The following is an 11,343-nucleotide window of genomic DNA, read 5'->3' on the forward strand; positions in this document are numbered from 1 at the left end:
CCGCTGACAAATACGTTTAACTATTGCTAAGATGCTGCCTTAGAAACGCTATAGTTCTTTGCCAGGCAAGGTCTGCCGCGTCAGCGTTGTAACGGGTGCCAGAAGGATTCGCAAACGCATGATTGGCTCCTTCATATATATAGATATCAGTATCTTTGCCAAGGTTCTTGAGCGCTGTCTCAAATGATTGAACTGTGTCGGGAGAGGGGTTGGTATCCAAAGCGCCAAAGTGTCCTTGAATTGGCATTTGTAAGGGTTCAAGGGTGGTTAGATCAGTGGATAGTTGGCTGCCGTAATAAATCACAGCCGCGTCAAGATCTTCAGGTAGCGCCAGGGCTGCATTGAAAGACCAGGACCCACCAAAACACCAGCCAATACTGCCAACCTTAGGGGCCTGTTGTTCATTGGTAAGATAGTTATGGGCGGCTATCACGTTTTGAGTCAGCCGATCTGAGTTTTGAATAGCCGCTTGCACTAAGGTTTTAGCTTCATCGCGGGTTTCTGCTACCTGCCCATCGTACAGATCAACAGCTAAGGCGGCGTAGCCTTCAGCAGCAAGGCGACGGGTCATGGTGCGAATATTGTCGTTAAGGCCCCACCATTCTTGAATTACAATTAAGCCTGGTAAAGGTTCAGTGGCATCTGCGGGCTTAACAAGATAGCCTTCAAATGGAATGCCATCAAGGGTTCCATAGGTAACATCCTGTGCCGTTATAGTCTCAGCTGCAACATCTTTGGCTGCAGGAGACGCTACTGGAACATCGTCGTTGTGGAGTTCTGCTATGGCCTCACTTTGGTCATTAGCAGGAGTTTGACTAGACGAAGGAGGATTGATCAAGGTACAGCTAAAGGCGAATAGAGCTGTCACCAGGGCAAGACCTAACAGTTTGCGCATTGTTGCTAACGCGAGAGTAACGCTTAAAGAGTAATCGATTTTTCTAAAGATAACCTGAGAAGCATGGGTTGAACCGTGTCAGGGCAGGTACGCACAAGGCGAGTAGGCACAAGGCCGCCCCCTACGGGATGGGCACCGTGTCTAAAAGCTGGGCAATGATGGGAGCGCTTTTGTGGCCGCCACTGGCAATGATTCGATGGGCTAAAACAGCTGTGGCAAGGGTCTTGACATCGTCGGGTAGAACATAGTCTCGATCTTCTAGAAAGGCTAAGGCTTGGGCTGCGCGATAGAGAGCCACTGTCCCTCGTGGGCTAACACCAAGGGCAACATCCTCATGGTCACGGGTGGCACGCACCAGATTAATCATGTACTGCTGTACGGAGTCTTCGACCCTGACCTGCTGACACTGCTGTTGCAGACTGTGCATTTCGTCTAGGGTAATGCAGGGCTCTAGATCAGTTGGTTTAAATGGCTGGGTCAAATTTTGCAGCATCTTCAGTTCTTCTTCAGCACTGGGGTAGCCCAAGCTTAGGGATAGGGCAAAGCGATCCATCTGGGCTTCAGGCAATGGAAATGTTCCTTGATACTCCACAGGATTTTGGGTTGCAATCACGAAAAACGGTTCGGGTACCGGGCGAGAAACGCCGTCGAGGGTCACCTGATGTTCTTCCATCACTTCGAGTAGTGCCGACTGAGTTCGCGGTGTCGCACGATTAATTTCATCGGTCAGTAGTATGTTGGCAAATACTGGTCCTGGCATAAACTGAAACGTGCCGCTGCTGGGGTTCCAGATATTTGTGCCAGTGACATCGCTGGGCAGTAAATCGGGTGTGCACTGCACCCGTTGAAATTTTCCATCAATGCAGCGGGCTAGGGACTTTGCTAGTAAGGTTTTTCCCACTCCAGGGACATCTTCGAGCAGAACATGACCACCGGATAAAAGTGCCACCAGCACCAGGCGAATGGGCTCTTCTTTGCCAACAATGGTTTTATTCAGGTTCTGAACGATTTGGTCGATGCGATCGCGCATGGTTGCCCTTAGTGAACTGCCTACAGCTTACCCACACAGTTCAAGGTTTTGGAATGATGTAGCTCACAGGCAAACGTTTTTAGAGAACTTTGCCCCATGCCACCTACGGATGACGGGGGGCGTTGCATTGCCTACAATAAAAATGTACTAGGTCGAGGTGCGCCACAAGGTAATAAACGCGATGACCATTGAGTTTCAGTTTCAGCCAGAGAAGGCAATAGCAGCTGCAGCCCTGTTATTAAAGTGCCATGGTGAACCGATAAAATATCTTGGGTTGCTCAAGATGCTGTACATTGCCGATCGAGTCGCGTTGGCACAAATGGAGCAGCCGATTACGGGTGACCATTATGTGTCCATGGACTATGGTCCGGTCCTTAGCGGTGTTTATGATTTGATCAAGGGGCAACCCGTTGATGACGCGCTACCTCTGTGGTCCAAATTTATCTCTCCCCGTGAAGACAACTGTGTTTCTCTGCTTGAAGATCCAGGCAATGGAGAACTTTGTGAAGAAGAAGAAGAGATCCTTCAACAGGTGTATAACACGTTTGGTCATTTGGATCCTTTTGAGGTCGCCGAGTGGACCCATGATTTACCTGAATGGAGCGATCCTGAAGGATCAGCCATTCCCATTGTGGTAGAAGAGATTCTTAAAAATCTGGGCAAAAGTGATGCTGAAATTATGCGCATTCAAGACGATGTTACGCGCGAGGCCTATCTCGATCAAGTTATAGAGGATGAGGGTTAAATGGCTAGCCTCTCTATTCGTCTCGGCGATGCGTTTTTAATTAAAACACCGCCGAAAGGGAAGCATTTGTATATTGCGATCGCAAAAACCACTAAAACTCGACACCTATTTGTCAGCGTCAATAGTCGCCAACCCAAGTCAGAAACTGTCTGTATTCTCAAACCCGGTCCTGATGTGCCAGACTTTATCATTCATGAATCGGTTGTTAATTACCGATTTGCCCGTGAACTAACAGTTAAGGAGTTAGCCAAATTTCTACCCATGGGACATCGCACCCATAAAGGCTATTGCTCTAGAGCCGTACTCCAACACATTCAAGCCGGTGGATTAGCCTCGAAACGGTTGAAGAACCGCTATAAGCTTGCCCTTAAAGATTTTTTAGAGATGTAGTGCCACAAATTTCGTAGTCCCCTTACCCAAGATCAGCTCATGATTCAGCGTACCCTCTACGTCATTGCTGTCCCCAATCTTGAAATCTCAGCCCCTTTCTACCGCGATGTTCTGGGCTTCACCATCGAAGACATGGGGGACCCAGGCTGGCGGATGTATAGGCGTGATGGCTGCCGCATCATGGCTGGAGAATGCCCCAATGCCATTCCGGCAAGAGAGCTAGGCGACCATTCTTATTTTGCCTACTTTGTTGTGGATGATGTGGACAGTGAGTATAACAAAGTGACAGCTCACAATGTGGAGATTGTAAAACCCCTACGCGATGAACCGTGGGGCATGAGAGAGTTTGGTTTACGCACCATTGATGGTCATCGTCTGATGATTGGGAAAGATTTGGATGAATAAATAAGCTAACAATAAAACCCTACACCTGGTAACGGTCGTGTCTCTTACCTTTTAACCTTGCAGTGGTTTGGCATCACCTTCTCTCCAGAGTGCTTCAAAGGAGAGTTGTAAGGTCTTTGCTAGCCCTGGATGGGTAACACTCAATGCCGTAAAGCTGGGAGAACTGACCACCGGGTCCTGCAATGACAGTAGCGTCACCCGCTCATCAAACAGCTGCATTTTAAACGGCACTTCTGCAACAAATCGTACCTGTTGCCCCCAGTCCTGGCACTGGCGGATAAAGTCACGACTGCTAGGATCTTGCCACACATTGTGTTCGTAAATGGTGCGATAGGTAATGCCTTGTTTCAGGGGACCTTCCACGAGTTTTAGGCCATCTTCATAGCTAAGTAGAGAGGGATAGGTAAAAAATACGCAAATGCTATGTTCAGCGGCCTGGGCCAAATGGCTGCCTCGTTCATTAATGTGGTTGGGATCTGACAATACTTCGACATAGGCCAGGGGATCTTGATTGCGATGGCCTGCTGCATAGAGTGGGGCTAGGGCGGCCACCATTGCCTCAGACTGTTGTTGCTGGCGAGATAGTTCGGCTGCGTACTGACGCTGTTTAGCTTGTACTAGTCCCGGTAAGGCCTGGGTCGGATCAACGGCCTGGAATAGGCGTTGTCTGCCAGAGTGGCGTTCGAGGGCAAGGTTGCGATCGCACAACCCCCGTAACACATCATAAATTCGCTGCCGAGGCACCTTTGCCTGGGTTGCCAGTTGAGATGGGGTAAAATCCTGCCGTTCTAGCAACGCTAGATAGACCGCCGCTTCATAGCGGGTCAACCCCAGATTCGTCAGATTTTCTAACTGCTGTGCATCGCTCATAGTTCTGTGACAAGAAATGACACCACTGATTAGTGGTGCTATTGTAGAATCCTGTTAGTCATCACACAAGTAGCATTACCAACCATGAGTATCACCACGCTTCAGCGCCCTGCCGAGGCCAAATTCGCAGCACCTAATTTTCTGCCAACGGCTTATTTTCGCAATCAGTTTGTCCCCTTTGACCAAGCTCAAATTTCTATCGCCACCCATGCACTCCACTATGGCACCGCTGTTCTCGGCGGCATTCGCGGTTTCATCATTGACGGAGAAGCGTTGATTTTTCGTCTTGAGGCCCACTGTCAGCGCCTGAGCAACAGCGCTAAATTTATGGGCTACCACCTTTCCCCAGATGCACTTCAAGCAACACTCATTGAATTTGTACAACGCAATCGGCCTGCTACAGCCTTCTATCTCAGGCCGTTGATTTACACGTCTGGGCTGGGCGTTGCCCCCCGATTTCACCAAGTCGAAAAAGATTTACTAATCTATGGTGTACCCATGGGAGATTATCTTGCCCGCAATGGTGTGCGCTGTCGCATTAGCTCTTGGGCACGGCAAGAAGATCGTAGCCAGCCCCTCCGAGGTAAAACCACCGCCGCCTATATTGCCTCAGCCCTCGCCAAAACCGAAGCCGTAGAATCTGGCTTTGACGAAGCCATCCTGATGAACTCCCAAGGTAAGGTCAGCGAAGCGTCTGCCATGAATCTATTTCTGGTGAGAAATGGCCAGCTGATTACCCCAAGCTTTGACCAAGACATTTTAGAAGGCATCACCCGCGACAGCATTCTTACCATTGCCGAGAATTTAGACATACCAGTCATAGAGCGGCCTGTTGATAAATCTGAGCTTTTTATTGCTGACGAGATTTTTCTCTCAGGAACTGCTGCTCAAATTACACCTGTTTTGAGTATTGAGAATTATGATCTTCCCTCAATGCAGCCCATAACCCATCAGCTTCGGGAAAGTCTTCAATCCATAATGCTCGGGAAAGAGCCGCACTACAATAGTTGGCTCACAAGAGTAAACGTTTAAACTTGGCGCAACACTCAGGTATGCTGCTCAAATCAGCAGTGATCAAAGAGGGAGACAACAGACTAATAGTAGGATAAAGATTCTGCTGTTTGCTTGCTCTTATGCTCACGAATATTCTGATCATTCTGGCGTTAATCATTGCCAATGGCGTGTTTGCCATGTCTGAGCTGGCCATTGTATCAGCCCGCAAGGTGCGCCTAGAGCAAGCTGCTCGCAACGGTGATCGTCGTGCCCAGGCGGCCCTCAAGTTATCTAAACGTCCCGATAACTTTTTCTCTACGGTGCAAGTGGGCATCACCCTGATCAGCATTGTCAGTGGTGCCTTTGGAGGCCAGGCCCTGTCAGCCCCTATGGCCGCCTTGATTAATAAGATTCCTGGTTTGGGGACCTATGCCAATACCCTGGCTTTTCCGCTGGTGGTTGCTATTATCACCTATCTATCACTGATTTTAGGGGAGTTGGTGCCCAAACAAGTGGCACTGACCATGCCCGAGGCCATTGCAAAAGTCATTGCTCGGCCCATGGCGACCCTCTCAAAATTAGCCGCTCCCATTGTTGCCCTGCTTAGTTTTTCAACGAACCTAGTGGTGCGCGTCCTGAATATTCAACCCGACCGTGGCCCCAGTGTCACGGAAGCAGAAATTCGGGCCTTTATTCAACAAGGGACTGAGGAAGGCACGTTAGAGGTAGCTGAACGGGAAATCATGGAACGGGCGATTCGACTTGGAGACCGCCAAGTTACCTCTATCATGACGCCACGCCCTGAAATCATGTGGCTAGATTTAGAAGATACTGCCACAGAAAATCAACGCAAGATTATTGCCAGTCGCTATCGTCGTCTACCCGTATGCCAGGGTAGTTTAGACAATATTCTCGGTCTGGTCAGTGTTAACTCCCTATTAAATCGAGCCCTGAACCAAAATCCTTTAGATTTAACCGTAGATCTGGAACAACCCCTGGTGATTCCAGAAATATCGCGATCGCTACCCCTACTCGAGCAGTTCAAACGTTCGCGTGTGCACACCGCTCTTGTGGTTGATGAATATGGCGTCATTCAGGGATTAGTCACCCTGTGGGATATTCTGGAAGCCCTCGTGGGAGATGCGCCATCTCTGGACGAACCTGGCGATCAGCCGCGCCAACGGGAAGATGGATCCTGGCTACTCGACGGCATGATGAATATTGAGGATGTCTATTACTGTCTTGAATTAGGAGACTTTTCTGATAAAACAGTTAGCTACTATACCCTGGGGGGCCTAGTGATTCACCAACTTGGGCGCATTCCCACAGCAACCGATCGCTTTGATTGGAATGGATTCGTCGTAGAAGTGATGGACATGGACAGTAATCGGGTGGATAAGGTACTAATCACACCCAAACGTAATCCCTGCGAAGATGAAGGATGACGGCACCATCTCTCCAACCCTAATCCATAGATTCTATGGATTAGGGCTGGAAAACCTGACGTCCTCAGCCGACCTTAGCTTCTGCAATGTTCTGTTCTGTTTCTCCTAAAAGGCGTTTGATTTTGGCCAATAACTCACCAAATCGAAACGGCTTATGCAGACAGTCATCGGCTCCCAGCTCAATCGCTCGAGCGCAGTCGGACTCTCCAAGGGCTGTAATAATCACAACCGGTGGAGACTGATTCATTTTGCGTAAATTCATTAATACATCAAATCCATCGAGCTCAGGCAAACCCAAATCTAAAACGATCAGGTCGAAAGACTCAGAAAGAGCTATATCCAGAGCCTGGCGACCATTAAACGCTGATTCAGGCTGGTGATGCTGTCTCCTAAGTCCCTTTTCTAAGAATGTGACGATTCGAGGTTCATCATCCACAAGTAAAATCTTGGCCATATTCAGAATTTAATATTCGTTCACACTGTGCTACTGTTCAGCATGCTAGACGATATTAAAATCTCGATGATACAGCGATGAGAGCTTATTCATGTTTCAAACGGTAGCCTAACCCTCTAATGGTCTCAATGAAGTGGCGGCCCAGTTTTTTGCGTAAATAGCCAATATACACATCAACAATATTGGAGCCTGGATCATAGTCGTATCCCCAGACGTGATCCAATAGTTGTTCTCGACTTAAGATTTGACCAGGATGGCGCAGAAACGTTTCAGCAAGAATAAATTCTCGAGCTGACAATTTAATCGAGCGTCCTGCTACACGTACTTCGCGAGAATGCAAATATAGTTCAACCTCTCGGAATCTTAGGATGTAAGTATTAGATGTGTCGGTGTGGGTCTGTTGGAGATGGGCATTGCGTAGACGAGCTTGGATCCGCATTAGCAATTCTTCAAACCGAAATGGCTTGGTCAAATAATCGTCAGCACCCCGTTCAAACCCAGCGACTTTATCGTTAATTTCATGACGAGCAGAAAGAATAATAATTGGCACGGAGATACCTTGCCCTCGAAACTCATCCAGCACAATTAGACCATCTTTATTCGGCAACCCTAAGTCGAGGATGATCAGGTCAAACTGTTGGTGGAGGGCAAGTGCGATCGCATCGTCCCCATTATCTATAATGGTTGGGGTATAGCCATTTGCCCGCAGCCCTTTCTCCAGGAAAGATGCCACGCGGGGAGAGTCTTCGATAATCAAAATACGGCTCATAGCAGTTATAGGGCAAGGTTGAGAAAGAGAAAACATTGGCAATAAGACCCCAATTGCTACAAAACCGTATCTTAAATAAGCTAGAAATATCTCTTAAATAAGCTGGAAACATCCTAGTTCGCTTCTAAAATCAATCGATTATGGTGAGGTTGAACAGGTCGGGCAGTTTCACCTAAAACAGCGATAAATTGCTCTAGCTGGGTAATAGAAAGAGTAATCGGATCTCTCATAATAATCCACGTAACACTTTCACTGTAGGGTGGCTCTGTCCAAGAACCTGAATAACGGTAGTAAGCCCTTAGGTTGTCAGGTAATAATTGAGCAGCATCAATCGCTACATTGTCAAAAGTCTTTTTGAGCCCTGGTGTGGCAGGCATATGGTCCCAGATACTTTGCATCACAGGATTACCTTCCCCAACTTCAACGAATACTCCTACAATTACAACGTGCTCACCATAGCGGTGCACAAGTTGAACTTCCATCGCATAGGGCATACCAGCGACAACATGTTCGCTCGGAGCCTGGAAATGCACTTCCTCTAACGTATACAGCTGTTCATCCAGGGTCAGCGTACTACCAAATCGATAATTAACCTGAATAGTATTACCATTGTGCACAACTGTCAGAGGAACAGAATGATAATCGTACTGTAACGGAGTTAAATCCACTTGAATGGTGGTTTGGAGTTCAATGGGAGACTGTCGTTGCTTGTCAGGACATGGCCTGATTGCTATCCCTTTATATGATGAGTAATAAGATCTCTGATTAATAAGAGTGCCAGCAATAAAAGCGCCAACAATTCCCAAAATTATTAAAAAAGACTTCATCCAGTGATGACACAGTAAATGCTTAGCTGATAGCCACGACATAGATAGAAAGCTCCATATAAAGTACCTCTCTCAAGAGAGACGACAGCGAGGAGCCATCCTAAAACTATTGATTAAAACCATCTTGTCCGTTGAAAACGGACAAGACTATTTATAAAGGTTATGGGGTGGAGAAAAATGATTCACAGCCAACTTGAATAAACAGCTCCCATAGCAGCCATGCTGCATGTGCTCCATTACTATGGCTTAGACATGATGATTTGTAATACTATCTATTGACCGTTTCTATGGTTCCAGTGGATAGTCTGCCAGATATCCACCTGGCTATCCGCAGATGGCACAGGCTTAAATCAGACCTTCACGAACGGCTTTGGCGGCAGCTTGCACTCGGTCATCAACGCTGAGTTTATTCAAAATAGTACGCACATACGCCTTAATGGTGCCTAAGGATAGGTAAAGCTGATCGGCAATCTCTTGATTTGAACAACCTTCACTAATCAGTTGCAAAACCTCACGCTCGCGATCCGTAAGCATCGAAGGTGCTTTATCTTGAGCGGGAACCGGGGCTGTCGTTGATTTCAACATTGAAGAAAGCTTGTGGGCAATCTGCGGCGCTAAATAGGTGCCGCCGCCCTGGATCAACCGTAACACTGCTATTAACTGCTGCCATTCAATACTTTTGAGACAATAGCCATCTGCCCCCGCTGCCAGCATACCCACGACCTGGCTATCTTTACCGAAAGCACTCAATGCCAGTACTCGACTCTCCGATTCTGTTGCTTTAATGGCTTGAGTTGCTGAAATACCATCCAGAATAGGCATTTCAATATCCATTAAAATAATATCAGGCTGTAGTTGAGCTGCTAGCTCAATAGCCTGCTGACCGTTTTCAGCCTCGCCGACCACTTCAAAGTCATCTTCTAAGCGAAACTGTCCCGATAAGCCACGCCGCATTAGGGCATGATCTTCCACCAAAAGAACACGAATAGGAGCAGTTGCCATAGTTACCTCGAAACGTCAACCAGACTCCAAGCTGGGGACATCACATGTAAGGGCATTCATCGGTAGCATAAACCAAAAGGTAGCCCCCTTACCTGGAATACTCTCTACCCAAATTTTACCGCCATGGGCCTCGATAATTTGCCGACAGAGGTAGAGGCCCAGACCAGCTCGTCCTTGACGGCCTGCAACTTGAGAAAACCGATAAAACAACAAGCCGATCTCTTCCTCCTGAAGACCTGGTCCCTGATCACGTACGGCTACATACACACTTAAATCATGCCGCGATGTCACTGCAATTGAAACCGGCTTCCCTGGCTTACTCAGCCGTACAGCATTATCGACTAGGTTTTGCAAAACCCTTTGAATTTCGATGGCATCACCGTACACGACCGGAATCTTAGACGCGATGTTGACCTCTAATACACATTTCCCTTCCGAGCTATTTTGCTCCCAAACAATCACCCGATTACAAATTTTATCCCAGTTCAAAGGTTCACAGTTAAGTAGCTGACTACCCCCCGCTTCATAGCGACTAATATCTAGCAGTGCCTCCACTAGCTTAATCAAGTTATCGTTAGCTTCACGATAGTCTTCTAACAAATCTTTGAGCAAATTACTCACTGGACCGAATGCCCCTCCAACAATAGCGTTGAGGGTACCACGGTTAGCCAACAAAGGAGTCCGTAAATCGTGGGATAGTGTACCGATTAAATCTTCTAGCTGTTGATTGCGTTGTTGAATCCGTTCTTGCCGTACGCTGATCCCCTCAGCCATACCATTCAGCGTAGTTGCCAGGTCTCCCATCGGATCTTCTGACACATGCTGAATTCTCCTATCCAATTGACCATGCCGCCAGTTATCCCCGACCCTTATAAGTTGTCTTAAAGGTGTGAGAATACGACGGCGTAGCAGAATTAAGTTCAGTGCACTGCCAACAACAATTAGCACAATGGCAGTACCACTGAGGCCTAAGCCCCAAACATTTAAGCGATTTAGACGGTTTAGTCGCTGATTCTGTGCTTCTAGGATAGACTTCTCATACTCTAGAATGCGATTGACTGCTTCCCTCAGAGTATCTAATGAACTTTCCTCCGCTAAGCTATTTCGATCAAATGAGCCATCGACAACCGGCTGTGCAAATTTTCGTAGCCACTGATTATGAAAGGTTTCAATCAGCGATAGAGTACCCTGCTGAGATGGATCCTGAGCTAAAAGGGTTGAAAGAGTTGCCAAACTTGATTCAAACTGTTGACGTCCAGCTTGATACTGTTGTAAGTAATCCTCATTTTCGCTAAGCAAATATCCACGCAGGGCCACTTTTTCTTCTAAGGCAGATCTCAGTAGGCGCTCGCTTTCACGCTTGATTTCAACGGTCTTAGTAATCTCTTGGGAGGTTCGTTGTCTGGCAACACTCACGGCTACACTCAGCACTTCCTGAGCTAATAGCAGGACAACTAACACCGTAAAGCTGGCATAAAACGGTGCAAATAAGCGCTTTCTGAGAAAAGATAAGTCCAA

General features: G+C 47.5%; 13 protein-coding genes. 5 read left to right on the forward strand and 8 right to left on the reverse strand.

The genetic code is table 11. From position 1 onward, the window contains the following. Positions 1 to 16: 16 nt before the first annotated feature. Together U2F10_RS28360 and U2F10_RS28365 are read right to left on the reverse strand one after the other, a co-directional pair. The gene (locus U2F10_RS28360) at positions 17 to 895 is read right to left on the reverse strand and encodes a dienelactone hydrolase family protein (RefSeq protein ID WP_499868293.1); all 879 of its coding nucleotides are present in this window, start codon (positions 893 to 895) and stop codon (positions 17 to 19) included. A 121-nt stretch (positions 896 to 1,016) separates the two neighbouring features. Continuing rightward, entirely contained in the window at positions 1,017 to 1,925 is a 909-nt protein-coding gene (locus tag U2F10_RS28365) for an AAA family ATPase (protein WP_163663472.1), read from the reverse strand. 181 nt (positions 1,926 to 2,106) lie between these two features. On the opposite strand from U2F10_RS28365, the gene U2F10_RS28370 reads away from it, so the two are divergent. Genes U2F10_RS28370 through U2F10_RS28380 form a run of 3 tightly spaced genes read left to right on the forward strand, consistent with a single transcriptional unit; the run spans position 2,107 to position 3,465 of the window. Beyond that, positions 2,107 to 2,670, forward strand: coding sequence for a Panacea domain-containing protein (locus U2F10_RS28370; RefSeq protein ID WP_163663470.1), 564 nt, complete (start codon positions 2,107 to 2,109; stop codon positions 2,668 to 2,670). Then, a complete protein-coding gene (locus U2F10_RS28375) occupies positions 2,671 to 3,060 on the forward strand; it encodes a hypothetical protein (protein WP_499873958.1) in 390 nt (129 codons plus the stop codon). It begins immediately after the preceding gene. Positions 3,061 to 3,099: 39 nt separating this feature from the next. Continuing rightward, a complete protein-coding gene (locus tag U2F10_RS28380; RefSeq protein WP_163663466.1) occupies positions 3,100 to 3,465 on the forward strand; it encodes a VOC family protein in 366 nt (121 codons plus the stop codon). Positions 3,466 to 3,516: 51 nt separating this feature from the next. Here U2F10_RS28380 and U2F10_RS28385 read toward each other — a convergent pair whose 3' ends face one another. Continuing rightward, positions 3,517 to 4,335 carry a TrmB family transcriptional regulator gene (locus U2F10_RS28385; protein ID WP_163663464.1) on the reverse strand — a complete coding sequence of 273 codons (819 nt, stop codon included), beginning with the start codon at positions 4,333 to 4,335 and terminating at the stop codon, positions 3,517 to 3,519. A gap of 84 nt (positions 4,336 to 4,419) precedes the next feature. Between U2F10_RS28385 and U2F10_RS28390 the strand changes: the two genes are divergently transcribed. Together U2F10_RS28390 and U2F10_RS28395 are read left to right on the forward strand one after the other, a co-directional pair. Further along, on the forward strand, positions 4,420 to 5,367 hold the full coding sequence (locus U2F10_RS28390) for a branched-chain amino acid transaminase (protein WP_499873959.1): 948 nt from the start codon (positions 4,420 to 4,422) through the stop codon (positions 5,365 to 5,367). A 101-nt stretch (positions 5,368 to 5,468) separates the two neighbouring features. Next, a complete protein-coding gene (locus U2F10_RS28395; RefSeq protein ID WP_163663460.1) occupies positions 5,469 to 6,773 on the forward strand; it encodes a hemolysin family protein in 1,305 nt (434 codons plus the stop codon). A gap of 64 nt (positions 6,774 to 6,837) precedes the next feature. Here the strand turns inward: U2F10_RS28395 and U2F10_RS28400 are convergent, their stop codons facing one another. From U2F10_RS28400 to U2F10_RS28420, 5 genes are all read right to left on the reverse strand, one after another. Further along, the gene (locus U2F10_RS28400; RefSeq protein WP_163663458.1) at positions 6,838 to 7,227 is read right to left on the reverse strand and encodes a response regulator transcription factor; all 390 of its coding nucleotides are present in this window, start codon (positions 7,225 to 7,227) and stop codon (positions 6,838 to 6,840) included. A gap of 85 nt (positions 7,228 to 7,312) precedes the next feature. Further along, the gene (locus U2F10_RS28405; RefSeq protein WP_499873961.1) at positions 7,313 to 7,996 is read right to left on the reverse strand and encodes a response regulator transcription factor; all 684 of its coding nucleotides are present in this window, start codon (positions 7,994 to 7,996) and stop codon (positions 7,313 to 7,315) included. Between the two features lie 113 nt (positions 7,997 to 8,109). Then, a complete protein-coding gene (locus U2F10_RS28410) occupies positions 8,110 to 8,865 on the reverse strand; it encodes a carbonic anhydrase family protein (protein WP_163698709.1) in 756 nt (251 codons plus the stop codon). 303 nt (positions 8,866 to 9,168) lie between these two features. Beyond that, positions 9,169 to 9,825 (reverse strand): response regulator, encoded by a 657-nt coding sequence (locus U2F10_RS28415; protein ID WP_163663452.1) that lies wholly within the window; start codon positions 9,823 to 9,825, stop codon positions 9,169 to 9,171. 15 nt (positions 9,826 to 9,840) lie between these two features. Then, entirely contained in the window at positions 9,841 to 11,343 is a 1,503-nt protein-coding gene (locus tag U2F10_RS28420) for a sensor histidine kinase (protein WP_499873962.1), read from the reverse strand.

The sequence above is a fragment of the Leptothoe sp. EHU-05/26/07-4 genome (genome assembly GCF_043421015.1).
In the GTDB taxonomy this organism is placed as follows: domain Bacteria; phylum Cyanobacteriota; class Cyanobacteriia; order Phormidesmidales; family Phormidesmidaceae; genus Leptothoe; species Leptothoe turfae.

Bases quoted from the DNA above. Each gene is read 5' to 3' on its own strand.
- U2F10_RS28360 (WP_499868293.1), bottom strand. From the start codon at position 895: ATGCGCAAACTGTTAGGTCTTGCCCTGGTGACAGCTCTATTCGCCTTT.
- U2F10_RS28365 (WP_163663472.1), bottom strand. From the start codon at position 1,925: ATGCGCGATCGCATCGACCAAATCGTTCAGAACCTGAATAAAACCATT.
- U2F10_RS28370 (WP_163663470.1), top strand. From the start codon at position 2,107: ATGACCATTGAGTTTCAGTTTCAGCCAGAGAAGGCAATAGCAGCTGCA.
- U2F10_RS28375 (WP_499873958.1), top strand. From the start codon at position 2,671: ATGGCTAGCCTCTCTATTCGTCTCGGCGATGCGTTTTTAATTAAAACA.
- U2F10_RS28380 (WP_163663466.1), top strand. From the start codon at position 3,100: ATGATTCAGCGTACCCTCTACGTCATTGCTGTCCCCAATCTTGAAATC.
- U2F10_RS28385 (WP_163663464.1), bottom strand. From the start codon at position 4,335: ATGAGCGATGCACAGCAGTTAGAAAATCTGACGAATCTGGGGTTGACC.
- U2F10_RS28390 (WP_499873959.1), top strand. From the start codon at position 4,420: ATGAGTATCACCACGCTTCAGCGCCCTGCCGAGGCCAAATTCGCAGCA.
- U2F10_RS28395 (WP_163663460.1), top strand. From the start codon at position 5,469: ATGCTCACGAATATTCTGATCATTCTGGCGTTAATCATTGCCAATGGC.
- U2F10_RS28400 (WP_163663458.1), bottom strand. From the start codon at position 7,227: ATGGCCAAGATTTTACTTGTGGATGATGAACCTCGAATCGTCACATTC.
- U2F10_RS28405 (WP_499873961.1), bottom strand. From the start codon at position 7,996: ATGAGCCGTATTTTGATTATCGAAGACTCTCCCCGCGTGGCATCTTTC.
- U2F10_RS28410 (WP_163698709.1), bottom strand. From the start codon at position 8,865: ATGTCGTGGCTATCAGCTAAGCATTTACTGTGTCATCACTGGATGAAG.
- U2F10_RS28415 (WP_163663452.1), bottom strand. From the start codon at position 9,825: ATGGCAACTGCTCCTATTCGTGTTCTTTTGGTGGAAGATCATGCCCTA.